The organism is Streptomyces sp. NPDC049813 (assembly GCF_044465085.1).
In the GTDB taxonomy this organism is placed as follows: Bacteria; Actinomycetota; Actinomycetes; order Streptomycetales; family Streptomycetaceae; genus Streptomyces.
Genome location: NZ_JBITLI010000018.1, coordinates 96,543 through 120,943, shown reverse-complemented (window position 1 = coordinate 120,943; position 24,401 = coordinate 96,543). Strand labels below are relative to the sequence as shown.

22 protein-coding genes and 2 pseudogenes are annotated in these 24,401 nt (G+C 73.1%); 10 read left to right on the top strand and 14 right to left on the bottom strand.

Going from position 1 to position 24,401, the window contains the following annotated elements; all coding sequences use genetic code 11:
• The first annotated feature begins 3 nt into the window (after positions 1–3).
• Positions 4–1,218 (top strand): acyl-CoA dehydrogenase family protein, encoded by a 1,215-nt coding sequence (locus ACIBW6_RS30090; RefSeq protein WP_399065091.1) that lies wholly within the window; start codon positions 4–6, stop codon positions 1,216–1,218.
• Between the two features lie 46 nt (positions 1,219–1,264).
• Here ACIBW6_RS30090 and ACIBW6_RS30085 read toward each other — a convergent pair whose 3' ends face one another.
• The 3 genes from ACIBW6_RS30085 to ACIBW6_RS30075 are packed head-to-tail and all read right to left on the bottom strand — an operon-like array spanning position 1,265 to position 4,313.
• Complete coding sequence (locus tag ACIBW6_RS30085; RefSeq protein ID WP_399065089.1) at positions 1,265–1,858, bottom strand: TetR/AcrR family transcriptional regulator; 594 nt, start codon at positions 1,856–1,858, stop codon at positions 1,265–1,267.
• 32 nt (positions 1,859–1,890) lie between these two features.
• Positions 1,891–3,552 carry a class I adenylate-forming enzyme family protein gene (locus ACIBW6_RS30080; protein ID WP_399065087.1) on the bottom strand — a complete coding sequence of 554 codons (1,662 nt, stop codon included), beginning with the start codon at positions 3,550–3,552 and terminating at the stop codon, positions 1,891–1,893.
• Positions 3,549–4,313 carry an SDR family oxidoreductase gene (locus ACIBW6_RS30075; protein WP_399065085.1) on the bottom strand — a complete coding sequence of 255 codons (765 nt, stop codon included), beginning with the start codon at positions 4,311–4,313 and terminating at the stop codon, positions 3,549–3,551. The genes ACIBW6_RS30080 and ACIBW6_RS30075 overlap by 4 nt, the downstream gene beginning before the upstream one ends.
• Positions 4,314–4,529: 216 nt before the next feature.
• On the opposite strand from ACIBW6_RS30075, the gene ACIBW6_RS30070 reads away from it, so the two are divergent.
• From ACIBW6_RS30070 to ACIBW6_RS30060, 3 genes and pseudogenes are all read left to right on the top strand, one after another.
• Positions 4,530–5,789 carry an exo-beta-N-acetylmuramidase NamZ domain-containing protein gene (locus ACIBW6_RS30070; protein ID WP_399065083.1) on the top strand — a complete coding sequence of 420 codons (1,260 nt, stop codon included), beginning with the start codon at positions 4,530–4,532 and terminating at the stop codon, positions 5,787–5,789.
• 133 nt (positions 5,790–5,922) lie between these two features.
• A pseudogene (locus ACIBW6_RS30065) lies at positions 5,923–7,161 on the top strand (MFS transporter).
• A gap of 91 nt (positions 7,162–7,252) precedes the next feature.
• Positions 7,253–8,530, top strand: a complete 1,278-nt coding sequence (locus tag ACIBW6_RS30060; RefSeq protein ID WP_399065081.1) for a serine-threonine protein kinase — start codon at positions 7,253–7,255, stop codon at positions 8,528–8,530.
• A gap of 67 nt (positions 8,531–8,597) precedes the next feature.
• On the opposite strand, the gene ACIBW6_RS30055 is transcribed toward ACIBW6_RS30060, so the two are convergent.
• On the bottom strand, positions 8,598–11,462 hold the full coding sequence (locus tag ACIBW6_RS30055; RefSeq protein WP_399065079.1) for a penicillin acylase family protein: 2,865 nt from the start codon (positions 11,460–11,462) through the stop codon (positions 8,598–8,600).
• Between the two features lie 267 nt (positions 11,463–11,729).
• On the opposite strand from ACIBW6_RS30055, the gene ACIBW6_RS30050 reads away from it, so the two are divergent.
• Positions 11,730–12,332 carry a hypothetical protein gene (locus ACIBW6_RS30050; protein ID WP_399065076.1) on the top strand — a complete coding sequence of 201 codons (603 nt, stop codon included), beginning with the start codon at positions 11,730–11,732 and terminating at the stop codon, positions 12,330–12,332.
• A 52-nt stretch (positions 12,333–12,384) separates the two neighbouring features.
• On the opposite strand, the gene ACIBW6_RS30045 is transcribed toward ACIBW6_RS30050, so the two are convergent.
• The 4 genes and pseudogenes from ACIBW6_RS30045 to ACIBW6_RS30030 form a co-directional block, all read right to left on the bottom strand.
• Positions 12,385–14,163: an immunity 49 family protein gene (locus ACIBW6_RS30045; RefSeq protein ID WP_399065074.1), complete on the bottom strand. Its 1,779-nt coding sequence runs from the start codon at positions 14,161–14,163 to the stop codon at positions 12,385–12,387.
• The gene (locus ACIBW6_RS30040; RefSeq protein ID WP_399065187.1) at positions 14,141–14,257 is read right to left on the bottom strand and encodes a DUF4180 domain-containing protein; all 117 of its coding nucleotides are present in this window, start codon (positions 14,255–14,257) and stop codon (positions 14,141–14,143) included. The genes ACIBW6_RS30045 and ACIBW6_RS30040 overlap by 23 nt, the downstream gene beginning before the upstream one ends.
• A 91-nt stretch (positions 14,258–14,348) precedes the next feature.
• Positions 14,349–14,498, bottom strand: a pseudogene (locus ACIBW6_RS30035) (DUF4180 domain-containing protein); the annotation flags it as partial.
• A gap of 44 nt (positions 14,499–14,542) precedes the next feature.
• Positions 14,543–14,974, bottom strand: a complete 432-nt coding sequence (locus tag ACIBW6_RS30030) for a helix-turn-helix domain-containing protein (RefSeq protein WP_399065072.1) — start codon at positions 14,972–14,974, stop codon at positions 14,543–14,545.
• 93 nt (positions 14,975–15,067) lie between these two features.
• Between ACIBW6_RS30030 and ACIBW6_RS30025 the strand changes: the two genes are divergently transcribed.
• The gene (locus tag ACIBW6_RS30025; protein ID WP_399065071.1) at positions 15,068–15,778 is read left to right on the top strand and encodes a 3-keto-5-aminohexanoate cleavage protein; all 711 of its coding nucleotides are present in this window, start codon (positions 15,068–15,070) and stop codon (positions 15,776–15,778) included.
• 111 nt (positions 15,779–15,889) lie between these two features.
• Here ACIBW6_RS30025 and ACIBW6_RS30020 read toward each other — a convergent pair whose 3' ends face one another.
• Entirely contained in the window at positions 15,890–16,402 is a 513-nt protein-coding gene (locus ACIBW6_RS30020; RefSeq protein WP_399065069.1) for a helix-turn-helix domain-containing protein, read from the bottom strand.
• Between the two features lie 107 nt (positions 16,403–16,509).
• On the opposite strand from ACIBW6_RS30020, the gene ACIBW6_RS30015 reads away from it, so the two are divergent.
• Entirely contained in the window at positions 16,510–17,628 is a 1,119-nt protein-coding gene (locus ACIBW6_RS30015; protein WP_399065066.1) for an aryl-sulfate sulfotransferase, read from the top strand.
• Positions 17,625–18,983 (top strand): uracil-xanthine permease family protein, encoded by a 1,359-nt coding sequence (locus tag ACIBW6_RS30010; RefSeq protein ID WP_399065064.1) that lies wholly within the window; start codon positions 17,625–17,627, stop codon positions 18,981–18,983. The genes ACIBW6_RS30015 and ACIBW6_RS30010 overlap by 4 nt, the downstream gene beginning before the upstream one ends.
• On the opposite strand, the gene soxR is transcribed toward ACIBW6_RS30010, so the two are convergent.
• Positions 18,934–19,407 (bottom strand): redox-sensitive transcriptional activator SoxR, encoded by a 474-nt coding sequence (gene soxR / locus ACIBW6_RS30005; RefSeq protein WP_399065062.1) that lies wholly within the window; start codon positions 19,405–19,407, stop codon positions 18,934–18,936. The two genes, ACIBW6_RS30010 and soxR, sit on opposite strands and share 50 nt — an antisense overlap.
• Before the next feature lie 91 nt (positions 19,408–19,498).
• Between soxR and ACIBW6_RS30000 the strand changes: the two genes are divergently transcribed.
• On the top strand, positions 19,499–19,960 hold the full coding sequence (locus ACIBW6_RS30000) for a MaoC family dehydratase (RefSeq protein WP_399065060.1): 462 nt from the start codon (positions 19,499–19,501) through the stop codon (positions 19,958–19,960).
• A gap of 11 nt (positions 19,961–19,971) precedes the next feature.
• On the opposite strand, the gene ACIBW6_RS29995 is transcribed toward ACIBW6_RS30000, so the two are convergent.
• From ACIBW6_RS29995 to ACIBW6_RS29985, 3 genes are all read right to left on the bottom strand, one after another.
• A complete protein-coding gene (locus ACIBW6_RS29995; RefSeq protein WP_399065057.1) occupies positions 19,972–20,649 on the bottom strand; it encodes a TetR/AcrR family transcriptional regulator in 678 nt (225 codons plus the stop codon).
• A 102-nt stretch (positions 20,650–20,751) separates the two neighbouring features.
• Positions 20,752–21,042 (bottom strand): YiaA/YiaB family inner membrane protein, encoded by a 291-nt coding sequence (locus ACIBW6_RS29990; protein WP_399065055.1) that lies wholly within the window; start codon positions 21,040–21,042, stop codon positions 20,752–20,754.
• A 118-nt stretch (positions 21,043–21,160) separates the two neighbouring features.
• Positions 21,161–22,312, bottom strand: coding sequence for an acyl-CoA dehydrogenase family protein (locus ACIBW6_RS29985; RefSeq protein ID WP_399065053.1), 1,152 nt, complete (start codon positions 22,310–22,312; stop codon positions 21,161–21,163).
• Between the two features lie 93 nt (positions 22,313–22,405).
• Between ACIBW6_RS29985 and ACIBW6_RS29980 the strand changes: the two genes are divergently transcribed.
• Entirely contained in the window at positions 22,406–23,059 is a 654-nt protein-coding gene (locus tag ACIBW6_RS29980; protein WP_399065051.1) for a TetR/AcrR family transcriptional regulator, read from the top strand.
• Between the two features lie 247 nt (positions 23,060–23,306).
• Here the strand turns inward: ACIBW6_RS29980 and ACIBW6_RS29975 are convergent, their stop codons facing one another.
• Positions 23,307–24,389 carry a Zn-dependent alcohol dehydrogenase gene (locus ACIBW6_RS29975; protein WP_399065050.1) on the bottom strand — a complete coding sequence of 361 codons (1,083 nt, stop codon included), beginning with the start codon at positions 24,387–24,389 and terminating at the stop codon, positions 23,307–23,309.
• Positions 24,390–24,401: the final 12 nt, after the last annotated feature.

Below are 24,401 nucleotides of genomic sequence, written 5' to 3'. Positions count from 1 at the left end.
CCCATGGACTTCGCATTCGACGCACGCACCCAGGAGCTGCGGGAGCGGCTGCTCGCCTTCATGGACACGCACGTGCACCCGGCCGAGGCGGTCGCCGCCGAGCAGCGGGCCGCGCTCGACTCGCCGTGGCGGACGCCGGCCGTGGTCGAGGAGCTGAAGGCCGAGGCCCGCAAGCAGGGCCTGTGGAACTTGTTCCTGCCCGACGCCGAGCACGGCGCCGGCCTGACCAACCTCCAGTACGCGCCGCTGGCCGAGATCACCGGCCGCAGCCCGCAGCTGGCGCCCACCGCGCTGAACTGCGCCGCGCCCGACACCGGGAACATGGAGGTGCTCGCCCAGTTCGGCAGCGAGGCGCAGCGCGAACGGTGGCTGGAGCCGCTGCTCGCCGGGGAGATCCGCTCGGCGTTCGCGATGACGGAGCCGGAGGTCGCCTCCTCGGACGCCACGAACATCACGACGCACATCGAGCGCGACGGCGACGAGTACGTCATCACGGGCCGCAAGTTCTACATCTCGGGTGCCATGAACCCGGACTGCGAGATCTTCATCGTGATGGGCAAGACGGACCCGGACGGCGCCGACATCCGCCGCCAGCAGTCGATGGTCCTCGTACCGCGCTCCACCCCGGGCGTCGAGGTGCGCCGGGCCATGACGGTGTACGGCTTCGAGGACCACTGGCACGGCGGCCACGCCGAGGTCGTCTTCGACCACGCGCGCGTGCCCGTCAGCAACCTGATCGGTGAGGAGGGCGGCGGTTTCGGCATCGCGCAGGCGCGGCTGGGCCCCGGCCGCATCCACCACTGCATGCGGCTGATCGGCATGGCGGAGCGGGCCATCGAGCTGATGTGCCGCCGGGCCGTCTCCCGTACCGCCTTCGGCAAGCCGCTCGCCCAGCAGGGCGTGGTGCAGGAGTGGATCGCGGACGCGCGGGTGGCGGTGGAGCAGCTGCGCCTGCTGGTGCTCAAGACGGCGTGGCTGATGGACACGGTCGGCAACCGCGGGGCGCACACCGAGATCCAGGCCATCAAGATCGCCACACCGCGGACGGTCGTCGACATCATCGACAAGGCGGTCCAGCTGCACGGCGCGGGCGGCGTCTCCCAGGACTACCCGCTGGCGGAGCTGTGGGCGGGTGCCCGGACGCTGCGCCTGGCGGACGGCCCGGACGAGGTGCACCAGCGTTCGCTGGCGCGGCGGGAGCTGAAGCAGTACCTGTGAGTCCGGGCCCGGGCGGTGGTGTCCTGCCGGGCACCACCGCCCGGGCTTACGGCCGCAGCGCCCGCAGCAGCAGGTCCGCCAGCTGGTCGGCGAGCTGCTGCGGGGTGAGGGGGCCGTCGGGGCGGTACCAGGTGGAGAGATGGTGGATCGAGCCGAAGTGGTAGTCGACCACCAGGTCGGCCGAGGTGCCGGCGGCGAAGACGCCGGTCTTCTGGCCCTCCTCGATCAGCGCCCGGAACCGCTCGTGGTAGCGCCGCCGCTCGGCCCGTACCTGCTTGTTCTTCTCGGGGCTGAGGTGGTGCATGGAGCGGAAGAAGATCGACGCGTCGTCCAGATTGTCGATCGTCGTGACGACGACGTCGGCAGCCGCCGCGCGCAGCCGCTGCTCGACGGGGTCGTCGCCGTCGGCGAACGCGTCGAGCCGCTCCTGCTGGAGGCGGAGCACGCGCGCGTACACCTCGTGCAGCAGGTCGTCCTTGGAGCCGAAGTAGTGGTAGAGGGCGCCCTTGGTGACGCCCGCCGCCTCCACGATCTCCTGCACCGAGGTGCGGTCGTAGCCGCGCTCGGCGAACAGCCGGGTGGCGGCCGCGAGGAGCCGTTGCGGAACGGGCGTGCCGTCGCCGTCCGTCGTCCTGGGCACTGCCGCCACCTGCCTTTCCGGTACTTCGCCTGTCATGCCGTGGGGGAACGCAGTTCCCGCCGGAGGATCTTCCCACTTGCCGTCTTCGGCAGCTCGCGCAGGACCTCGACCTCCCGCGGGTACTTGTACGCCGCGAGCCGCTCCTTGCAGTAGCCGGAGAGCTCCTCGGACGTGGCGTCCGTGCCCGGGCGCAGGCTGACGTAGGCCTTGACGCTCTCGCCGCGGTAGGCGTCGGGGATGCCGACGACGGCCGCCTCGCGCACGGCGGGGTGCGTGTAGAGGACGTCCTCGACCTCGCGGGGCCAGACCTTGAAGCCGGACGCGTTGATCATGTCCTTCTTGCGGTCGACGACGTAGAGCCAGCCGCGCTCGTCCATGAAGCCGATGTCGCCGGTGCGCAGTTCGCCGTCGGGGAAGGCCTCGGCGGTGGCGTCGGGGCGGCGCCAGTAGCCGGGCACGACCTGGGGGCCGCGGACGGCGATCTCGCCCGGTTCGCCGAAGGGCACCTCGTGGCCGAGGTCGTCGAGGATGCGCACGACCGAGTCCGGGCCGGGGACGCCGACGGCGAGGGTGCCGGAGACCGGGTCGACGGGGGCCTCGACGCCCGGGGGCACGGAGGCGCAGGGCGCGGTGCACTCGGTGAGGCCGTAGCCGTTGTGGATGTAGGGGCCGAAGGCGGCGCGGAACTTCTCCACCAGCGCGGGGGGCACCGGCGCGCCGCCCGAGGAGATCGAGACGAAGGAGGCGAAGTGCGCGCGGGTCGCCTGCGGCTGGGCGCCGAGCGCCATGAACGCGGTGGACGGGCCGACCGTGTAGGCGGGCGCGTGCTCGGCGAACGCGTCGAGGACGACACCGGGTTCGAAGCGGTAGGCGAGCGCGAGGGTGCCGGTGTTGACGACGCTCGCGACGAGTTCGCAGACCATGCCGGTGATGTGGAACAGCGGCGCGAGGGCGAAGTAGGTGGCGCCTTCCGGCAGCCCGAGGCCGGTGCGCTGGCGCTCGGCGTTGTACATGATGTTGCGGTGCAGGTTCGTGGCGCCCTTGGGGGTGCCGCTGGTGCCGGACGTGTAGCTGATCAGCGCGGTGTCGCCGGGGGCGAGTGCGCGGTCGGCGGGCGCCGGGTGACCGGCCCGGGCCACGGCCACCAGGTCGTCGGCGTCGCCGGCCGCGGGGGTGACCCGCTCGAAGGTCAGGACCCGCTTGTCGTCGCGGGCCTGGAAGTCGAGTTCGCAGGCGGTCAGCGCGATGCGCACGGGCGAGCCCGCGGCGGTCTCGCGCAGGTAGGCGTCCCAGGCGCGGTCGGTGCAGACCAGCGCGGTCACCTCAGCGTCGTGCAGGACGTGGCCGACCTCGCCCGACTTGTACATGGGGTTGACGGGGACCACGACCGCGCCGGCCTTGAACGCGCCGAGCAGCGCGAGGACGAAGTGCGGGGTGTTCTGCAGCATGATCGCGACGCGGTCGCCGCGCTCCAGGCCCCGGGCGGCGAGGTGGCCGGCCACCGAGTCGGAGAGGGCGTCGACCTCGGCGTAGGTCAGGCGGCCGTCGAAGTAGGCGAGGGCGGTGCGGTCGGGGGCGCGGCGCACGGCGGCGGCGAAGGCGTGGGCCACGGTGGCGGCGGGGGTGACGGGGGCCTTCTGGGCCTCGCTGAGGACGCCGAGCCAGGGGCGGGCCGCGTAGATCGAGTCCGTCACTTGGCGGCCTCCCACTTCTGCTGGATGTGGTTCATGCCGGTCAGCCACCGCTCGGGGACGGCGGCACGGGCCGCGTAGTACTCGGCGACCTCCGGGTGCGGCAGGATCAGGAAGCGGTCCTCCTCGATGCCCGCGAAGAGGGCGTCGGCGACGTCCTGCGGCTCGATGGCGGTCGGGGCGAGGACCAGCTCGCCGGCCGATCCGGCGGCGGTGAGCATGTCGGTACGCACGCCCTGCGGACAGATCGCGTGGACCTTGATCCCGCGGTGGCGGTAGGTGAGGGAGAGCCACTCGGCGAAGGCGTACGCGCCGTGCTTGGTCACGCTGTAGGGCGCCGCGCCCACCATGGTGAGCAGTCCGGCCGCCGAGACGGTGGAGACGAACCGGCCGCTGCCGCGCTCCAGCCAGCCGGGGAGCAGGGCGTGGGCGGCGCGGACGTGCGCCATGACGTTCACGTCCCAGGCCGCGGCCCAGATCTCCTCGGCTGCGGCCTCGGTGCCGCCGGAGGCGAGTCCCGCGTTGGCGCAGTAGACGTCGACGGTGCCGCCGAGGGCGGCGCGGGCGTCGTCGACGATCGCGGAGGCGTCGCCGGGGACGGCCGTCGCGCCGATCTCGTCGGCGACCGCCGCGGCCCTGGCCGCGTCCAGGTCGTTGACGACGACGCGGGCCCCGGCGGCCGCGAACCGGCGGGCGAGGGCGGCGCCGATGCCGCCGCCCGCGCCGGTGACGACGACTCCCTGCCCTTGCAGACTCTCCACCATCGGTCTCCTTCGACACGACTTCGGCACGACCTCGGCACGGCGCGGACCGCGCCTCGCGACGTGGCTCCCGGCTCCGTTTCCACAGCAGACTAACCAGTCGGTATGTCGGCGCGGAAGGGGTTTCCCGTGGTGATCGCGTGCGGTGCGTTCCCCGCCGCCGGTCCGGGCGCTAGCGTGCATGGCCATGCCAGTTCCGCTGTACACGGAGGTTTTTGCATGAACGTGTCGAGACGGGTCCTGCTCGCCGCGAGCGCGGGGGCGGTGGGCGCCGCCGGCGGTCCACTGGCCGCCGCCGGGGTCGCGAGCGCCGCTCCCGCGGGCGGCGGGCACCGCCTGCGGACCGGTTTCGAGCGGCTCCGGGCGGACGGCTACCGGCTGCTCGACGGGGACAAGGTCGGCATCGTCACCAACCCGACCGGCGTCACCCGCGACGTCCGGCACATCGTCGACGTGATGCACCCGGACGAGCGGGTGGACCTGGTCGCGGTCTTCGGTCCCGAGCACGGCTTCCGCGGCACCGCGCAGGCGGGCGGCTCGGAAGGCCGCTACGACGACCCGGCGACCGGGCTGCCCGTCTACGACACCTACCTGAAGAGCGGGCAGGCGCTCGCCGACGTCTTCACGGCGTCCGGTGTCGACACGGTCGTCTTCGACATCCAGGACGTGGGCGCCCGCTTCTACACGTACATCTGGACGCTCTACGACTGCATGGAGGCGGCGCAGCTCGCGGGCAAGCGGTTCGTCGTCCTGGACCGCCCGAACCCGGTGACCGGCCGCGGCGCGTACGGGCCGGTCCTGCACAAGGAGTTCGCCACGTTCGTCGGCCGCCGGGAGATCTCCCAGGCGCACGGGATGACGGTCACGGAGCTGGCCCGTCTCTTCAACGCCGAGTACCTGACGCGCCCGGTCGAGCTGGCCACGGTCGCGATGACGGGCTGGAAGCGGAGCGACTTCTACGACGCCTCGGGGCTGCCGTGGGTGCCGCCGAGCCCGAACATGCCGACGGCCGACACCGCGCTGGTCTACTCGGGCACGTGTCTGTTCGAAGGCACCAACCTCTCCGAGGGGCGCGGCACCACCCGCCCCTTCGAGCTGCTCGGGGCGGACGGCATCGACGGGGGCTGGGCCGCGAAGGCCGGTGAACTCGGCCTGCCCGGCGTGCACTTCCGGGAGGCGTACTTCGCGCCGACCTTCTCCAAGTTCCAGGGCAAGACCATCGGCGGCGTGCAGATCCACGTCGACGACCGGCAGGCGTTCGACCCGGTCCGCACCGGCATCGCGCTGCTCGTCACCGCGAAGCAGGCCTGGAGCGGATTCGCCTGGCGGCCGGACAACTGGATCGACAAGCTGACCGGTTCGACCCAGGTGCGCACGATGATCGACGCCGGGGCGACGACGGACGAGGTGGTGGGGGCGTGGCAGGAGGAGCTGCGGGCGTTCCGCCGGGTCCGCGCCCGCTACCTCACCTACAAGTGAGCGTGTCGGTCTCAGTGACCGAGACAGCGCGTCCCAAGCATTGACTGCTATATGCAGCTACCGCGACAGTGCAGGACGTGCTCAACTCCGACCCCACCAGGGAAGACACCGCTCCCGCCCCCGCCGCGTCGCGGTGGCGAGTTTCATCGGGACGGCCATCGAGTTCTACGACTTCTACGTCTACGGAACGGCCGCCGCGCTCGTCCTGAACGACGCGTTCTTCCCGAACCTCTCTTCCCTCAACGCCACGCTCGCCTCCTTCTCTACGTACGCCGTCGCGTTCGCCGCACGCCCGATCGGCTCGCTGGTCTTCGGTCACTTCGGCGACCGGATCGGCCGCAAGTCGGTCCTGGTGGCGTCGCTGCTCCTGATGGGCCTGTCGACGGCCTGCGTCGGGCTGCTGCCCGGGTACGGCACGTGGGGCGTGTGGGCGCCGGTCCTCCTCGTCCTCCTCCGCTTCCTCCAGGGCGTCGGCCTCGGCGGCGAGTGGGGCGGGGCGGCGCTGCTCGCCGTGGAGCACGCGCCGCGCGGCAGGCGCGGCCTGTTCGCGGCCTTCCCGCAACTCGGCCCGTCCGTCGGGTTCTTCGCGGCGACCGGCATCTTCTGGCTGCTCTCCGAGACGCTCTCGGACGCCGCGTTCCGCTCGTGGGGCTAGCGCGTGCCGTTCCTGCTCTCCTTCGTGCTGGTCGCGGTCGGCCTGTTCGTCCGGCTCAAGATCAGCGAGACCCCGGTCTTCGCGAAGGTCATGCGGGACCAGGAGGCCAGCAAGGCCCCGGCCCTCGACGTGTTCAGGCGCCACCCCAAGGAGATCCTGCTCGGCGCGGGCGGCATGGTCGTCGCGTACGGCCTCTTCTACACGGCCACCACCTACTGCCTCGCCTACGGCACCACCACGCTCGGCGTGCCGCGCGGCACCATGCTCGCGGTGTCGCTCGTGGCCTGCCTGTTCCTGGCCGCGGGCACCTGGCTCGCGGCGACCCGCTCCGACGCGCGCGGGCGGCGCAGGACGGTGCTCGCGGGCTCCTGCCTCGCGGCCGTCTGGGGCCTGGTCCTGTTCCCGCTGCTGGACACCGAGCAGCCCGCGCTGATCGCGCTCGCGCTCGGCGGCGCGCTGTTCTGCATGGGCGTGGTGTACGGCCCGATGGGCGCCTACCTGCCCGAGCTGTTCGGGGTCCGGGTGCGCTACTCGGGCGCCTCCTTCGCCTACAACCTCGGCGGGGTGCTCGGCGGCGCGGTGGCGCCGCTGGTGGCGACGCGGTTGCAGAGCGCGTTCGGCTCCTCGTCGGTCGGCTGGTACGTGAGCGCGATGGCGGTCGTCTCCCTGCTGTGCGTCCTCGCGCTGCCGGAGACCCGTGAACGCGAACTCGCCTGAGGGACACGGTTCCTGACGTCACGTCTGGCCAACCCCCGGCTCCGGCAGGACGATGCGGCACACCGCACGGACGACTGCCACGGGGGTGGCCATGGCCGCACCGGAAGTACACGTACGTCCCTACTGGGAACTGACCTTCGACGCGGACGGGGACCCGGACCCGGGCCGGCGCGACCTGCTGCTGCGCGGGGTGCGCGAGCGGGGCGTGCGGGACCTCGTCGTCCTCACCCACGGCTGGAACAACGACCGCGCCCTCGCGACCCGCCTCTACGACGCCTTTTTCGCGCCGTTCCCCGCACTCGCGCCCGGGGCCGGGCTCGGCTACGCGGGGGTGCTGTGGCCCTCGATGCGCTTCACCGACGAGGAGATCCCCGACTTTGACCCCGGGCTCGTGGGCGGGGGCGCGCAGGCGATGCCCGGCGCGCTCGGCGCGGGGACCCGGCAGGCGCTCGGCACGGTCTTCCCGGGCGGCGAGGCGGTCGTCGGCCGGCTGGCCCGGCTCCTGGACGAACAGCCGTCCGGGGCGGACGCGTTCGACCAGTTCGGCGGCCTGGTGCGGCAGCTTGCCGGTGTCCACCCCGCCGAAGCCGGGGCGGACACCGAGGAGGACTCGCCGCACACCGCTCCCGCGATGCTCCAGGAGCATCCGCACGCCGTCTGCCTGCGGTTCGCGGCCGCCCTGGAGGAGACGGGCGGCGCGGGGCTGCGGCTGCCCGGCGGCCTCGGGCGGGCCTGGCGGGGAGCGCACGAACTGCTGCGCCAGGCCACGTACTACGCCATGAAGCGGCGGGCCGGGAAGGTCGGCAGGGACGGGCTCGGCCCCTTCCTCGGCCGGCTCGCGCACGACGCCCCGCAGGTGCGGGTCCATCTGGTGGGGCACAGCTTCGGGGCGCGGCTGGTCTCGTTCGCGCTGGCCGGACTGCCGGCCGGGGCCGCCAACGTGGCGTCGGTGACGCTGCTCCAGGGCGCCTTCTCGCACTACGCGTTCGCTGACCGCGGCGTGTTGAAGGGGCGGCAGGAGCGCATCGCGGGCCCGCTGGTGTCGTGCCATTCGCACTTCGACTCCGCGCTCGGCACGCTGTATCCGCTGGCGTCCCGGCTCGCCGGGGACGACCGGGGCGCCCTTGAAGCCGGGGCCCTCGGGGCCCGCTGGGGCGCGATGGGGTTCGACGGCGTCCAGGACGTGCCCGGCGCGGTCCGCCTCACGCTCGCGGACGCGCTGCGGTCGGGGCTGCCGGACCGGGGCTGCGTGAGCGTCGACGCGGCGCGGGTCGTGCGCCGCGGGGCGCCGCCCGCGGGCGCCCACAGCGACATCCTCCACGAGGAGCTGGCGCGGGTGGTGCTGGCGGCGGGGCGGGTGGGCGGCTGAGCGCACGGACGCGGCCGCCCGGACCGGGCGGCCGCGTCCTCGGGTCACCGTGCGGTGGCCCGTGCCCCTACCGGTGGGCCGGGAACTCCACGACCTGCTGGTACGTGGGACGGTTCTGCCACTGGATGCCGCGGTGGGTGATCCCGCCCAGCGCCCGGTGGATGATGCTGTCGGCGCACCACTGGTCACCGGCCTTGCAGGCGTCGTCGCCGGGGTAGACCGTGGTGGCCGGGGTGGCCGCCGCCGTCGCCAGGGTCGTCAGGAGCGCGTCCCGGCAGGCGGAGAGGGACCCGCCGCCGCAGTACGTGGCCCCGAGCGGGCCCTTCACCGGCTGCCCGAGCACCGACCGCAGATCCTTGTCGACATAGCCCCACCAGCCGTACTGGAAGGCCGATCCGGCGTGCGCACCGGTCGGGCCGTGGCCGGCCGAGGGGGCCTCGTCGACGCTGAGCTGGCCGGTCAGCGCCTGGTAGAGGTCGCCGCCGAGCCCCGGTTCGAACTCGGCCCGCACCAGCAGCGGCCACCACGCGTCCATGATCCGCACGGCGTCGGGGTGGGCGTAGGTCTTGGAGCCCGCGGCCGTCTGGTTGCGCTGCGCTCCCGCGGTGCGCCAGGCCTCCAGCTGCTGGACCGCCGTGGACAGCTTCGGGTCGTCGACCGGTTTGCTGCGGATCACCTTGAGGAGCTCCGGCAGCACCTGTTCGCCGCGCAGGTCGGTCACGGCGGCCTGCGCCATGGCCTGGGTGAGCGAGGCCCGCGTGACGCCGCCCTCGGCGGTCAGCTTCTTCACCCGGTCGTCGAGCAGGTTCGCCCGCTGCACTGCGCCGAGGCTGAAGTTGGCGGCGGTGAAGTCCTTGGCCTGTTTGTTGTTCCAGGAGATGTAGTAGTCCTGGTTGACGGACTGGGGGTGCTCGGCCGGCGGTGTCTGGGCCGAGGTGTTGTCCTTCGGGTCGAAGTCCTTCCACTCGTAGGCCTGTTCGCCCTTGACCGGCAGCGACATGTCGACGTCCTTCGCCCGCACGGGGTTGGCGCCGCTGTTGTAGTACGCGATGTCGCGCGAGTCGGCGTAGAACCAGTTGAAGGCGTAGCTGATGTGCTGGGCCGCCTTGGCGAAGGTCGCGGCGTCGGTGACGTACGACGGGTCGTTCAGCATCTGGAAGCCGATGATCGAGTCGGCCTCGTGGCGGTACGTCGAGCGCAGCGAGGTGTAGGCGACGGGTTTGCCGTCGACGGTCGCGCGGTGGGTGACGATGCCGTACTGGGTGCGGTAGACCTGCATCCGGTAGGAGCCCGCGGCCGTCGAGTCGGCGACCGTCGGCTTCCAGGAGTTCTTCTTCTCCAGCTTCTCCATCGGGGTGCAGGTGCCCCGGTAGACGTAGGAGGTGGAGTCCTTGGTCGGGGTGCCGCCGCCCGGTTCGCACAGCGGTACCGCGTAGGTGTCGGTGATGTCCTGCCCGGCGGAGGTCGCCGACCAGGAGTAGTCCTGGCCGCGGCCGAGCTGGATGTACATGCCGACGCCGGCGAAGGAGACGCCGCGCGCGCTGATCCCGGGCCCTTGCAGCTCCTGCATCATCAGCAGCTGTGGCGCGAAGTAGCCGGTCTGCGGGCCGAACACGGCGACCGGGTGGCCGGAGGCGGTGTGCTTGCCGGAGACGACGAGGGCGTTGGACATGCCCTTCTTGGTGGCCGCGCCGGAGAACATGTCGGCGGGCAGCACGCCGTCGTCGTACATGCCCTGGAGCGGCTTGAGCCTGGCCGGGGCCTTGACCGGGGCCTTCGCCACGGAGCCGGACTTCGCGGCGCTCGCCGCCGAACCGGTGCGGTCGTAGACGAGCGGTTCCCTGGCGACGGACCCCTTGTCCGGGAGGGCCTGGCCGCGCGCGTTCGCCGGTTTCTGGCCGTAGGGGAAGCTCGTGCCGTCGTGGATGGTGGTGACGGCCTCGGGGTCGTTGCGGCCGCGGAAGGACTCCCAGACCTGGGTGCCCTTCTCGACGCCGTACTTCTCCTGCGACTTCAGCAGCGAGAGGGCCGCGTCGACCTCTCCCCCGCCGCCGTTGCCGAAGAGCCCGCCGACCACGGAGGCCAGCGCGATCATGTCGGTGACCTTGAACGGCTGTATCTCGCCGATGTTGGTGATCGCGTCGATCTTGCCGGTGAGGACGTACTCGCCCGGGAAGTAGCGGCCGTTCTTGGACTTGGTGCGGTAGGCGTTCAGGCCGTCGATGTAGGCCTGCGCGTCGTCCATGGCCTGTTTGCCGCGCTCGCCGCCGGAGCTCTTGATGTAGTCGATCTGCTGTTGCAGATCGTCCTCGGTGTACGGGGCCTGCGGCCAGAACTCCTGTTCAAGTCCCTGGTTGGCGAGGGCGCCACCGGCGAACGAGGTCAGTTCGCCGCGTCCGATGTGCCGGAACAGGTCGATCAGCCAGAGCCGGTCCTGACCTGCGGCGTAGCCGGCCCCGAACTCGGTTCCGTACCGCGTGGAACCTTTGATGTGGGGTACGCCGTTCTTCTTGTCACGGGTGATGGTCACGTCCTCGCGGGGACGTGTGACGGAGCCCACCTGATCGGCCGCGACACCGAAGGAGGAGTCGTTGAAGAAGTTGGTGAGCGTGTCATCCGTGAGTGAGGGGTAGCCGGAGGACAGGGCGTCGTAAGGGCCGAGTTGATCGTCGGCGTGAGCGGGCTGGGTACCGAACAGCTTGTTGCCGAGGATCTCGGCCAGCGTGGCGCTGCCGTTCGCCCCGGGCGGCAGGATGTCCGCGCACTGCCCTTTGCAGTAGTCGCTGACGGGTGCGGGTTCGTCGGCGGCCGTGGCCGTCGAGAGAGGGGAGAGCAGTCCCGCGGTGAGCACGAGCGCCGCGGCGGCCGTAAGTCTCCGCAAAGGGCTGCTGCCCTTTCTGTGCAGGGTGGTTCGTGGGATGCGTCGTCGCATGCCTGGTCCTCCCGACGATGGTGTGCCGGAGGTTACCGGCGGTTAGCCCACGACAGAAGATGAACATGCGTCACGTTTTCGGAATCACCACAGGGATCACTCGTCGACTCCTCAGCCTCGGAAGGTGCCGGTGATGGCCTCCATCGGAGATCGAAGGAGACCGACCGCCCGGAAGAGGGATCCGAATCGCGTGTCGATACGTCTACTCGGCGACGTCGCTCCATGGCCGCGGCGACGCCGACGTACGTGTGACGGAGGTGCAGGGCGATGGCTGGATTCCGGAGTCTGGCAAGACAGGTACGCGATCCACTGAGCGACCTGGCACTGCGGCGGTACTCACTGCGCAAGTGCCTGGAGAGATTCGCTCCCTACGGCCACCGGGCCACCTGGGACCATCTGTGCTCCCGGGCCGGGTTCGGCCCCGAGGACCGCTCCCCCGACCCGGCGCGCCTGGTGGCGGCCCTGGAGGAGCTGGAGGAGGCGCGGGCCGTCTGGCTCGCGTACGAGGTCGCCTTCGCGCAGCGTCGGCGCAAGGAGAAGCACGACGGGCTGCGCCGCCCGGGCAGTGTCGACGACTGGCACCGCCTGACCTGGGGCGGCTTCGGTGTCGCCTGGTGCGACGACCCGTCCGTGCACCCCACCGAGTCGCTGGCCGATGTGCTGCGCCGGCTGATAGCGGCGCTGGAGCGCGAACCGGGCCGCAGCTGCCCCGTCTGCACCGGCACTGCGCTCGTCTGGAAGCACGACCTGGCGCACGAACCCTCGTCCGGGCCCGTCTGCGCGCACTGCGGCATCGTGGTGCCGCGCCCCGTGCTCACCGCCGGGGCCGTGCGGGAGGCCCGGCGGGCGCGGATGCTGGTGTCGGCGTAGGGCGGCGCAGAGCGCGACGGGGGTGCGGGCCGGGGTCGGCGCGCCCCCGGATTCACCCCTGGCCGGACGGTTCTTCCAGGTGCGCGCGGCGGAGCAGGGCCGCCGGCAGGTACGGAGCGTCGGCGTCCACCGGGAACCGCATGTCGTGGGCGAGGCAGGCCAGGGCGAGCGGGCCGAGGGCGACCCGGGCGCGGGGCGCCGCCGTGTCGCCCCAGTACCGTCCGTGCTGCGCGAGAGCTTCGGTGAGCGCGGCGGCGAAGGCGTCCTCGTCCTCGGTGAGCAACCGGTGGAAGAGCGCGACGGGCGGGTAGTCGACGCCGTTCAGGAACGGCTTGGGCGCGAGCGTCGCCGCTTCGGGGTGCACGCTCTCCAGCGTGGTGACCAACTTCTCCACGACGTCGGCGACGGGGCGGCCCAGCCAGTGGCTCTGGAGGACGTCGATCCAGTGCAGGACGTAGTCGTCGACCGGGTCCGTGCCGCGCAGGTCGTCGAGCGGCACCTCGCACAGTCGCGTCGTGCGGTCCCGGTCGCGGGTCACCAGCGTGAGGTAGAAGACGTCCAGCCAGGCGCGGGCGTCCCCGCACACCTGCGGACCGGTGGCCGGAACGGTCACCTCGCGCCCGCCGAGCGGGCGCCGGACCGCCTCGGTCGCCGTGAACAGGGCGGCGCCGAGCCGCTGAGCGGCGACCCAGGCCTGCCAGCTCTCCGTGCGGGCGGCGCGCGGGTCGGCCGCCGCGTGCGCGTGGGCGAGGGCGAGCGCGTGCCGGAAGGCGTCGGCGAGACCGGCCTGGTCGGCCGCGAGTCCGTCGACGCGGTCGGCGGTCAGGGCGGTGAGTTCCTCGATGCCGGGTGCGGCGCCGGCGTCCGAGGCGAGGCGTCCGGCCCGGTCGAGCCCGTGCAGCGCCCGCAGGACGTCGGCGAGTGCGGCGGGCGGCCGCGGCGGGCGGGGGCGGCCGCCCTGGTCGACCTCGGTGAGCGAGGTCAGCCGCCCGTCGTGCCACCAGTAGACGCGCGGCGAGAGGGGCGCGGGCCCTTCCTCGTACGCCCTGCGGGCGTACGTGGCGAGATCGTCGAGGGCCCCGGCGGCGCTGCCGTCGACGACCGGGTGGAAGGCGAGGAGGTGCCGGGTGGGGACGGCGACGAGCGCGCCCGCGTCGGGCAGGCGCCGCCCGGTGACCTCGGCGGCCAGCTCCGGCAGGACGAGCGCCTTGGAGGAGACGAACGGGGAGTCGCCGTACACGGAGTACAGCACGGCGTGCCCGTCGAGCCGTACCTCTTCGTGCCGCAGCGGCTGGCGCACCAGGCCGCGGGCGCCCGCCGCCCACAGCGCGTCGGCGCCGGCCCGGGCCACCTCCTCGTCCGTGAGCAGGCGCCCGGAGTCCGGTCCGTCGAGGGCGAGCGCCAGGTCCAGGCCCCCGGCCACCCGGCGGGGGTGGGCGAGCCCGGCGGCCGCTTCGGAACCCGGCGCGATCAGGCGCAGGCAGGCCCCGGCGAGCAGTCGCCCGGCGCTCTCACCGCCGGCGGGCGCGGCGGCCCGGCCCGCGAAGAACTCCTCGACCAGGTCCGGCCAGGTGTCCTCGGGGGCGGTGTGGCAGCGCTGCGCGAGGGCCGCCAGGGGGTGGCGGTCGCCGGCTTCCGCCGGGTCACCGGCCGCCGTGTCTTCGGCCGCCGCGTCCTCGGCCGCCGTGTCTTCGGCCGCCGTGTGACCGGCCGCCGTGGGCCGCGCCCCCGTGCCGTCGGCCGACCGGTCGGCGACCAGGCCGCGCAGGCGGTCGGCCCGGGCGACGGTGAGCAGGGGCAGCTGGGGGTCAGGCGCGTCGTGTGGTGTCACGGTCCGACTCTACGAGGCGGGCCTCCAGCGCGGCGGCGTCGCGCAAGAACCACAGCTGCCGGCCGCGGTTGCTCTCGCGGACGAAGTCGGCCAGGGCCGTGCCCGAGGCGGTCCACGCCTCGATTGTCGCCGAGGATCGCGAGCCCCATACGGTAGTTGACGAACTTCTGTACGACCTCTCCCGCGACGCGCGTCCGCAGCCGGAAGAAGTCCGCGCCGCACCGCTGCGCGGGGACGGCGACCCAGGCCGCGCCCCGGTATCCGGCCTCGCCGATCAGGTCGACCGCCGCACGTTCACTGGCCAGGGGCGGCCCGTCCGGGGAGCAGACGTACACCTGCACCCCTGCCAACTCCCTTATTACATCGGTTGGTTCGGTGCTCACGCGTCCTCCACCAGGGTGTCGACGATCCTCAGCAGCTCGGCGGCCTCGGCGAGGGGGCCCAGCACGACGACCTTGAGCACGGCGCGCTCCTCGTCGTAGACGCTCTCCACCCGCAGCCGGCCGGAGCCGCGGTCGCCGCCGCTGCCGCTGTGGGCCACCGCGACGACCGTGTTGCCCAGCCGCATCGCCGCCTCCGGAGTGACGCCGTCGACCTGGACGATGACGGAGGCCTCCGCGTGCGGCCCGGTGGGCGGGCGAGGCGCGGCCGGGGCGCCGGTGAAGGCGTCCAGGTCGGCGGGGGTGACGCGGTACCGGCGGCCGACCTGGGCGGCCTTCAGCCGGCCGTCGCGCACATAGCCGCGGACGGTGCGGACGTGGAGGCCGAGCAGATCGGCGACCTCGTCGAGGGAGTAGTACTGTCGCTGCACTCCCTCAACGTACCTCAACATGCCCCGATGCACCTCAGTGCATCACATGAGGGAGTGATAGGTAAGAATGCGTCTACTGGGATCATCGGGTGCATGGTCCTTGTACAGGCATGCCTGAACGGTGCGCGTGGCGCCGCTGACGGCGCGGTGGTCCCGCTGTCGCCCGGCGCGCTGGCGGAGGCCGCCGCGGAGGCGGTCGCGGCCGGCGCGGCGGAGGTGCACGTGCACCCCAAGACCCCGTGCGGGCAGGACACGTTGTCGCCCCGTGCGGTCGCGGCGACGCTCGACGCCGTCCGGGCCCGGGCCGCCGTGCCGGTCGGGGTGACGACCGGCGCGTGGGCCGAGCCGGACCCCGCCGCGCGGGTGGCGCGGATCGAGGCGTGGACGGTCCTGCCGGACCACGCCTCGGTGAACTGGCACGAACCCGGCGCGGAGGAGGTGGCCGCGGCGCTGCTCGCGCGGGGTGTGGGGGTGGAGGCGGGCCTCTGGTCGGGCACGGACGGGGCCGAGCGGTTCGCGGCGTCGCCGCTCGCGCCGCGGGTGCTGCGGGTGCTCGCGGAGGTCACCGACCCCGGGCCCGCGTCGGCCGAGGGGACGGCCCGCGCCCTGCTCGCCGCCATCGGCTCCGCACACGGGAGGCCGGTGCTGCTGCACGGGGAGGAGGCGGGCGCCTGGCCGGTGCTGCGCCTCGCCGTCCGGCTCGGCCTCGCCACCCGCATCGGCCTGGAGGACACGCTGGTCCTGCCGGACGGGGAACGGGCGCGGAGCAACGCGGAGTTGGTCGCGGCGGCGGTCGCACTGTAGCGGACGCCGCACCGGCCCGCCCCTGACCTCCGGCGTCGCCACCCCAGTCCCGGGCCTCCGGCGTCGCCACCCCCGTCCCGGGCCTACCGCGTCGCCGCCCCGGCCCCCGGCCTACGGCGCAGCGACCCCGACCAGCAGGACCCGGGTCCCCGGTTCCAACGGGCGCCATCGGTGGGGCAGTTGCGCCGCGCAGTACAGGGTGTCGCCGCGTTCCAGGACGTAGCGCGCGCCGTCCGCCTCCACCTCGGCCGAGCCGTCGGCGACGTAGAGGATCTCGTCGCCCGCGTGCCGGTACTCCCGGCCCCAGTCGTGCTCGCCGGTGAACTCCAGGGCGTGCAAATGCTGTTGGCCGCGGACGAGGGGGCGGGCGCCGCCTTCCGTCGCGGGCCGGTCCGCGCTGCGGACCACGTCGACCGGGCGGGGCGCCTCGGCCGCGGCGAGCAGTTCGACGGCCGTGGTGTCGAGCGCGTCCGCGATGCGCTGCAACGAGTTCATGCTGGGCCGCGAGCGGCCGTTCTCGACCTGGCTGAGGAACGGGACGGAGACCCCGGCCCGCCGCGCCACGTCGGCGAGCGTCAGCTCCAGGGCGCGCCGCCTGCGCCGGATGCCCGGTCCCACGTTCATGAACCTGTAACGCCCTTTCGCTGTGTTCCCCGTTCCCGGACAGCCTAGCCCCGTGCTTAACTCGTTCACCGTCACTTAAAAAAGTTAACCACAGGGAGGGGAGCCCCATGGCTCGCGTGGACCAGAACCAGCGGCGCCGCCGCGGCACCGGCCTGATCGCGCTCGACGAGGACGCCGCGTACCCGGGCTACACGCTGTTCGCGCCGCTGACCGGCAGCGGCAAGGTGTACCTGATCGACCTGCGCGGCGAGGTCGTCCACCGGTGGGACCTGCCGCACCGGCCGGGCCGGCACGCCCGCATCCTCGCGGGCGGGAACCTCGCCTACAACGGCGTCCTGCCCGGCGAGCCCGCCCTCTTCCCGATGTGGCACAAGTACCGGGGCGGCCTCATGCAGGAGATCACCCCGGACGGCACGGTCGTGCGCGAGCACCGCGACCCGCTCCAGCACCACGACGCGCACCACTACGGCGACGGCCGCGTCCTGTACACGGCCCTCGAACCGCTCACCGGCGCGGCGGCCGCGGCCGTGCGCGGCGGGGTCCCCGGCTCGGAGGCGGGCGGCTCGACGGTGTGGGCCGACACGATCGTCGAGGTGGACGCGGCGGGGAACCGCACCTGGGAGTGGAAGGTCGCCGAGCGGCTCGACCGCGACGCGTTCCCGCTCCACCCGGACTACGCCCGCGAGCACTACCCGCTGGTCAACAGCGTGCTGCCGCTGGCCGACGGCAACATCCTCGCGAGCTTCCGCTCGGTGTCCGCGGTGGTCGTCATCGAGCGCGCCACCGGGGACGTCGTCTGGCGCTCGGAGCCGGGCGTCGTCTCCCAGCAGCACTGCCCGACCGAGCTGGACAACGGCAACTTCCTCGTCTTCGACAACGGCGTCTTCCGGCCGCGCTGGGACGTGCCGTTCAGCCGCGTCATCGAGATCGAACGCGCGAGCGGCAAGGTGGTGTGGGAGTACCACGACCCGGCCCGCGAGTCGTTCTTCGCGCCGTTCATGGGCAGCGCCCAGCGCCTGCCGAACGGGAACACGCTCGTCACCGACTCCCCCGCGGGCCGCCTCTTCGAGGTGACCGCGGACGGCTATCTGTGCTGGGAGTACGTGATCCCGTACTTCGGCGGCTACCAGGAGGAGGACGTGCGGGGGCTGTTCCCGTCCGAGCCCAACGCCGCCTTCCGCTCCTACCGCTACGCCGCCGCCGAGCTGCCCTGGCTCGGCCGGTGACCGCCACCGCGGCGCACTCCACGGCGGGCACGGCACCGGTCGACGAGCGACTGCCGCTGCGGCGGCTCCTCCCCCTCGCCTGCCAGCACCTGCTGGCGGGCGTGGCCGCGCCCGTCTCGTCCGTCATCCTCATCGCGACGGCGCTGCGGCTGCCGGCCGGGCGCACCGCGTCGCTGCTCAGCGCCACGCTGGTGCTGTGCGGGATCGGCGCGCTGCTCCAGTCCCTCGGCGTGCGCGTGCTGCGGGTCGGCGCGCGGCTGCCGTTCCTGATGCTGCCGGGCGGCGCCGCGGTGGCGATCTTCCTCCAGATCGCGCGGGAGTACGGTCCGGCGACGGCGTCGGGCTCGGTGCTGGTCTCCGCCGCGTTCCTGCTCTGCGTGCTGCCGTTCTACGGGCGGCTCGTCCGGCTCTTCCCGCCGCTGGTGATGGGCGTGACGGTCGTCCTGATCGGCATCAACATGATCAAGGTGACCGCCCCCATGGTCGCCTCGGGACCGGCGCTCGGCTTCGCCACGCTCGGCGTCATCGCCGCCCTCCTCCTCGTGCTGCGCGGCGTGTGGCGGCAGATGGCGGTGCTGCTCGGCCTGGTCTGCGGCACGCTGATCGCCGTCCTGACCGGCACCGACCTGGAGGTCGCGCACGGCGCCACGTTCACGCTGCCGGACCTCTTCCCGTACGGGACCCCGCACATCGACCTGCTCGCGGCGATCCCGCTGCTGGTCTTCGCGCTCGCCTCCCTCGCCGAGGCCACCGGGCAGACGGTCCTCAACAGCGAGGCCGTCGGCCGCGTCCCCGACCCGGGCCGCGACGTGCCGCGCATCGCCCGCGCCGACGCGCTGGTCTCGCTCGGCTCCGGCGTCCTCGGTACGTCGCTGATGGTGACCAGCGCCGAGAACATCGGCATCGTCCAGCTCACCGGCGTCCGCAGCCGGTTCGTGACGGCGACGGCCGGGGTGCTGCTCGTCCTGTGCGGCCTCCTGACCCCGCTGACCCGGCTGCTCGCGGCGATCCCGGAGCCGGTGGTGGGCGCGGCGGGCCTGGTCATCTACGCGGTGATCGCGGTCCTCGGCTTCGGCATGCTCTCCCGCACCGACCTGCGGCACGGCGGCGACAGCGTCGTCGTCGCGCTCGCCCTGGTCGCCGGCCTGCTCCCGGTCGTGGCGCCGGAGATGTACGCGGGCCTGCCCTCCTGGGCCCGCACGCTGTTCGGCAGCGGGGTGGCGGCGGGGGCGCTCGCGGCGGTGGTGCTCGGCGCGGCGTTCCGGGCGCTCGGGCCGGGCCCGGCCCCCGCGGCGGCCGCCGAGGTCAGCGCGCCGGCCGCTCCCGGCGCTCCGCCAGCAGACGCGAGCCGGTGAGGCGCTCGCCGAAGACGTCGTCGGGGTTGGAGAGCACACAGGTCTCCAGGGAGAGGCAGCCGCAGCCGATGCAGTCGGTGAGGTGGTCGCGCAGCCGGCTCAGCTGCCGGATGCGCTCGTCCAGCTCCGCCCGCCAGGTCTGCGAGAGGTGGGCCCAGTCCTCGCGGTTCGGGGTGCGCTCCTCGGGGAGTTCGGCGAGGGCGTCGCGGATCGTCGCCAGCGGGATCCCGACGCGCTGCGCGGCCCGTACGAAGGCGACCCGGCGCAGGGTGTCGCGGGTGTAGCGGCGCTGGTTGCCCGGGGTGCGGCGGCTGGTGATCAGGCCCTTGGACTCGTAGAAGTGCAGCGCCGAGACGGCGGCGCCGCTGCGCGCCGCGACCTGGCCGACGGTCAGCTCGTGGATCTTCTCCGGGATCTGTGGCACCCGGCCGAGCCTAGTACCCGGGCGGCCCGGTTGTTAGCATGCAAGGAGGTCTGAGCAAGCGCTTAGACATCAACCTGGGAGGTCACTGGAGATGGCGGAGCCGCGGGTTTTCGAGGACGCCGACGCACTGAAGGCCGCTGTCGGCGAACAGCTGGGCCACACGGACTGGGTCGGCGTCGACCAGGAGCGGATCGACCGGTTCGCCGAGGCCACGGGTGACCACCAGTGGATCCACGTCGACCCGGAGCGCGCCAAGGCCGGTCCGTTCGGCACGACCATCGCGCACGGGTACCTGACGCTGTCGCTGCTGCCGCTGTTCGGCCCGCAGCTGATCGCGGTCGAGGGCGTGAAGATGGGCGTCAACTACGGGACGAACAAGGTGCGTTTCCCCGCCCCGGTGCCGGTCGGCTCGCGGCTGCGGGCGACGGCGACGATCACGTCCGTGGAGGACGTGCCGGGCGGGGTGCAGGTGGCCGTGGCGTTCACCGTGGAGCGCGAGGGCGGCGAGAAGCCGGTCTGCGTCGCCGAGTCGGTCTCGCGGTACTACTTCTAGCCGCACCGCGCCTACCGGGGGGCGGCGGCCCCCACCATGCGCAGCACGAGGTCGGCGTAGAGCGCGCCGACCTCGTCGGGTGTCCGGCGGCCCTCCGTGTTGAACCAGCGGGCCACGTCGATGCAGAGCGAGAGCACGGCGAGGGTGGTGCCGGGCACGTCCGGGACGTCGAACTCGCCGGCCCGCACGCCGTCGGTGATGATCTCGCGCACGGCGGCGTCGCTGCGGCGGCGCAGCTCCACGACGGCGGGGCGGTGCTCCTCGCCGAGCGAGTCCAGTTCGTACTGGACGACGCGGGCGGTGGTGTGGTGCCCCGCGTGCCAGCGCACGAAGGAGCGGACCGCCTCGGTGAGCCGTTCGGCGGCGCTGCCCCCGCCGTCGGCCGCGCGGCGCAGGATGAGCAGCGCCTTCTCGTGGCCGATGCGGCTGATCCGCAGGAGGAGCTCCTCCTTGGTCTTGTAGTGGATGTAGAGCGCGGCGGGGCTCATGCCCGCGCGGCCCGCGATGTCGCGGGTCGTGGTGGCGTGGTAGCCCCGCTCGGCGAACGCCTCGACCGCCGCGACGAGCAGCCGCCGCGCGGCGTCGGGGGTGACCTCGGCCCACGGCACCTCGTCGGCCTGGTCGGGTCGGTCAGATCGGTCGACGGGGTGGTCGCCGGGCCGGTCGACGGCCTGCTCGTGCTGCGTCATCGGTCCGCTCACATCCTCCCTGGTACGTGCGCCCACACCATACCCTCCAAGGTGAGCGGGCGCTTAGGTCGGATGATTGCCGCGGTCGGACGAGCGCCGGGCTCAGGCCACGGGCCTGAACGGGTCGTGCTCCGCGAGGATCTTCTCCAGCCGGGCCTGGTCCACGCGGCTCACGATCTGGCCCGCCTCCTGACGGTCCCGGACCACCTTGGCGAGGGTGAAGGCCGACGTCGTGAGGTAGAGGACGGAGACGGCGAGGAACGCGCGGATCCAGCCGCTCGCGTCCAGCCGGTAGATCCCGACGCAGACGGCGGTGAGCGCGAGCCCGAAGGAGGCGACGGCCTGTCCGTAGAAGGCCGCGGTGTTCTGCTGCTTGACCGGTGTGTCACTCATGGCCTCAGCATGGCCCGGCGGTGACGGCGGTCACCTCCGCTCAGCTACTCAGGTAGGTACTCAGACCCGCACCCGGGGGGGCTCACCGCCCGGGTGCGGGTCGCGCGGGCGGCGCCGCCTAGAAGGCCGAGACCCCGGTCAGGGCGCGGCCGATGATCAGCTTCTGGATCTGGCTCGTGCCCTCGTACAGGGTCATGACGCGGGCGTCGCGGAGCAGCTTGCCGACCGGGTACTCGTCGATGTAGCCGTAGCCGCCGAAGACCTGGAGGGCGTTGTTGGCGGCGCGGACCGCGGCCTCGGAGGCGAAGAGCTTCGCCTGCGAGGCGGCCGTGGCGAAGTCCGCGCCGCGGTCGATGAGATCGGCGACGCGCCAGGTGAGCAGCCGGGCCGCGTCCACGTCGACCGCGATGTCGCTGATCAGCTCCTGCACCAGCTGGTACGAGGCGATCGGCTTGCCGAACTGCTCGCGCTCCCCCGCGTACCCGACCGCGGCGTCCAGGGCGGCCTGGGCGATGCCGACGCAGCCGGCCGCGACGGACATCCGGCCCTTGGCGAGGGCTGACATCGCGATCGAGAACCCCTTGCCCTCGGGTCCGAGCAGCGCGGTGGCGGGGATCCGGACGTCCTCCAGGACCAGCTCGGCCGTGGCCTGGCCGCGCAGGCCGAGCTTGCCGTGGATGGTGCGGCGGGTCAGGCCGGGGGTGTCGGTGGGGACCAGGAAGGCGGAGACGCCCCTGTGGCCGGGGGCGTCGGTGGAGCGGGCGAAGAGCAGGACGACGTCGGCCCAGGTGCCGTTGGTGATGAACATCTTCGAGCCGTTGAGGACGTACGTGTCGCCGTCGCGCACGGCCCGCGTCGTCAGGTTGCCCGCGTCGGAGCCGGTGCCGGGCTCGGTGAGGCCGAAGCAGCCGAGGGCCTCGCCCGCGGTGAGCCGGGGCAGCCACGCGCGCTTCTGCTCCTCGGTGCCGTAGGACTGGATCGTCTTGGTCACCAGGCCGAGGGAGACCGAGACGATGCCGCGCACGGAGGAGTCGCCGCGGCCCAGCTCCTCGGTGACCAGGCAGTACGCGAGATGGTCGCCGCCCGAGCCGCCGTACTCCTCGTCGATGGTCAGGCCGAGGAAGCCGACCTCGCCGAGCTTCTTGACGATGCCCCGGTCGACCTCCTCCGCGCGGTCCCACGCCACCACGTGCGGGGCGATCTCGCGGTCCACGAAGTCCTTGGCCAGCCGGCGGACGGCCGTCTGCTCCTCGCTCAGCTCCAGATTCACGGACGACTCCCAGGCACGTGCGGCAGATGCTGGTCAAAGCCGGGCTTTAATTAGCACTGCTAGTTTTCAGTGGACAGCCCTACTATGTGCCGCATGGCCCGACCGCGCAAGCCCCTGCTGAGCACCGACCGCATCGTCGACGCGGCCCGCGCCCTCGTCGACAGCGAGGGGCTCGCGGCCGTCTCCACGCGGCGGCTCGCGGCCGAACTCGGCGTCAGCGGGCCCTCGCTCTACAACCACTTCCGCACCAAGGACCAGATCCTGGAGGCGGTCGCCGACTCGGTCAGCGCGCAGGTCGATCTGTCGATGTTCGACGCGGGCGACCCGCGGGGCTGGCGGACCGCGCTGCACGACTGGGCCGTCTCCTACCGTGCCGCCCTGCGCGCGCATCCCAACATCGTGCCCGTGCTCGCCCAGGGGCCGGGGCGGCGCCCGGCCGGGCTGCGGCTCGCCGACGCGGTGTACGGGGCCATGACCGATGCGGGGTGGCCGCCGGCCCAGGCCACGTCCATCGGGGCGCTCATGCGGTACTTCGTGCTCGGGTCGGCGCTCGGCTCCTTCGCCGGGGGATTCGTCGACGACGAGGCGGCGTACGATCCTGCCGATTACCCGCACCTCGGGCAGGCGCATCTTCTCGCGGAGAAGCAGGACGTGGTGGATGAGCGGGCCTTTGAGACGGGGCTCGCCGCGTTGCTCGACGGGCTCGGGGTGCAGTACGACCAGGTCGTGGCCGCGCCGCACCACTAGCTTCTCGGGGCTGTAGGTCGTCCGCGGGCCCGGTGGGGGCTGGTCGCGCAGTTCCCCGCGCCCCTGAGATGCGCACTGCGTGCGCCATCTCAGCGGCCGCTGGGGCTGCGGCGAAGCCGCATGCTCCAGGGGCGCGGGGAACTGCGCGAGAAGCCCCACCGGGCCCGCGGACGAGGTCTTTTGGGGGCGCGGGGAACTGCGCGACCAGCCCCCACCGGCCCGCGGACGAAGTTTTCCAGGGGCGGGGTCAGAAGATGACCAGGGCTCGGCCTCCCTGGCCCGCCAGCATCGCGTCGAACGCCCCAGGGATCCCGTCGAGCGAGATGCGCTCGGTCACCAGCGCCCCCAGATCCATCCGCCCCGCCCGCACATGCTCCGCGAGGACCGGCAGATCGGTGGCCGGATCACAGTTGCCGTAGACACACCCGGCCAGGGTCCGGCCCCAGTGAAAGAGCTCCAGCGCGTTGAAGGTGACCTGCTGGTCCTTGCCGCCGATGCCGACGACCGTGGTGCGACCACCCCGCCGGGTGGACTCCCAGGCCGTACGGATGGTCACCGCGCGGCCCACACACTCGACGGCCACGTCCACCCCCTGCTTGCCGGTGAGAGAGCGGATCTCACGCGCGGTGGTCTCGGAGGCGAGCACGTAGTCGGTCGCGCCCGCCTTGCGGGCCAGGGCCTCCTTCTCCGCGGAGACGTCGACCGCGATGATCTTCGACGCGCCCGCGATCCGCGCGGCCTGGAGCGTGGCGAGCCCGACCCCGCCGACCCCGAACACCGCGACGGTCTCCCCCGCACGCACCCGCGCCGAGTGGTGGATCGCGCCGTAGCCGGTGAGGACGGCGCAGCCGAGGAGCGCCGCGTCGGTGAGCGGGACCCCGGCGGGCGCGGGCAGGACGCAGTTCGCGGCGACGACGGTCTCCTCGGCGAACGCCGCGACGTTCAGACCGGGGTGCAGGTCGGAGCCGTCGTCCGAGCGGTGCGCGTAGACGTCGGCGGCACCGGCCAGCGCGTCGGCGCAGAGCCAGACCTCGCCGAGCGAGCAGGCGTGGCACCGGCCGCACGACGGGGCCCAGTTGAGGACCACGTCGTCACCGGCGGCGACGTGGGTGACGCCCTCACCGACGCAGACGACGGTGCCGGCGCCCTCATGACCGAGGACGGCCGGGACCGGCACCCGCATGGTCCCGTTGGTCAGGGACAGGTCGGAGTGGCAGACCCCGGCGGCGGCGAGCTTGATGCGGACCTGTCCCGGCCCCGGGTCGGGCAGGTCGATGCCGGCGATCTCCAGCGGGGAGCCGACGGCGGGCAGTACTGCGGCGCGGACCATGGGCAACTCGAC

Excerpts from the sequence above, each read along its gene's own strand:
- ACIBW6_RS29995 (WP_399065057.1), bottom strand. The coding sequence starts at position 20,649 with ATGACGCAGCACGAGCAGGCCGTCGACCGGCCCGGCGACCACCCCGTC.
- ACIBW6_RS30070 (WP_399065083.1), top strand. The coding sequence starts at position 4,530 with ATGAACGTGTCGAGACGGGTCCTGCTCGCCGCGAGCGCGGGGGCGGTG.
- ACIBW6_RS29980 (WP_399065051.1), top strand. The coding sequence starts at position 22,406 with ATGGCCCGACCGCGCAAGCCCCTGCTGAGCACCGACCGCATCGTCGAC.
- ACIBW6_RS30060 (WP_399065081.1), top strand. The coding sequence starts at position 7,253 with ATGGCCGCACCGGAAGTACACGTACGTCCCTACTGGGAACTGACCTTC.
- ACIBW6_RS30050 (WP_399065076.1), top strand. The coding sequence starts at position 11,730 with ATGGCTGGATTCCGGAGTCTGGCAAGACAGGTACGCGATCCACTGAGC.
- ACIBW6_RS30075 (WP_399065085.1), bottom strand. The coding sequence starts at position 4,313 with ATGGTGGAGAGTCTGCAAGGGCAGGGAGTCGTCGTCACCGGCGCGGGC.
- ACIBW6_RS30090 (WP_399065091.1), top strand. The coding sequence starts at position 4 with ATGGACTTCGCATTCGACGCACGCACCCAGGAGCTGCGGGAGCGGCTG.
- ACIBW6_RS30000 (WP_399065060.1), top strand. The coding sequence starts at position 19,499 with ATGGCGGAGCCGCGGGTTTTCGAGGACGCCGACGCACTGAAGGCCGCT.
- ACIBW6_RS29990 (WP_399065055.1), bottom strand. The coding sequence starts at position 21,042 with ATGAGTGACACACCGGTCAAGCAGCAGAACACCGCGGCCTTCTACGGA.
- ACIBW6_RS30020 (WP_399065069.1), bottom strand. The coding sequence starts at position 16,402 with ATGAACGTGGGACCGGGCATCCGGCGCAGGCGGCGCGCCCTGGAGCTG.
- ACIBW6_RS30055 (WP_399065079.1), bottom strand. The coding sequence starts at position 11,462 with ATGCGACGACGCATCCCACGAACCACCCTGCACAGAAAGGGCAGCAGC.
- ACIBW6_RS29975 (WP_399065050.1), bottom strand. The coding sequence starts at position 24,389 with ATGGTCCGCGCCGCAGTACTGCCCGCCGTCGGCTCCCCGCTGGAGATC.
- ACIBW6_RS30015 (WP_399065066.1), top strand. The coding sequence starts at position 16,510 with ATGGCTCGCGTGGACCAGAACCAGCGGCGCCGCCGCGGCACCGGCCTG.
- ACIBW6_RS30025 (WP_399065071.1), top strand. The coding sequence starts at position 15,068 with ATGGTCCTTGTACAGGCATGCCTGAACGGTGCGCGTGGCGCCGCTGAC.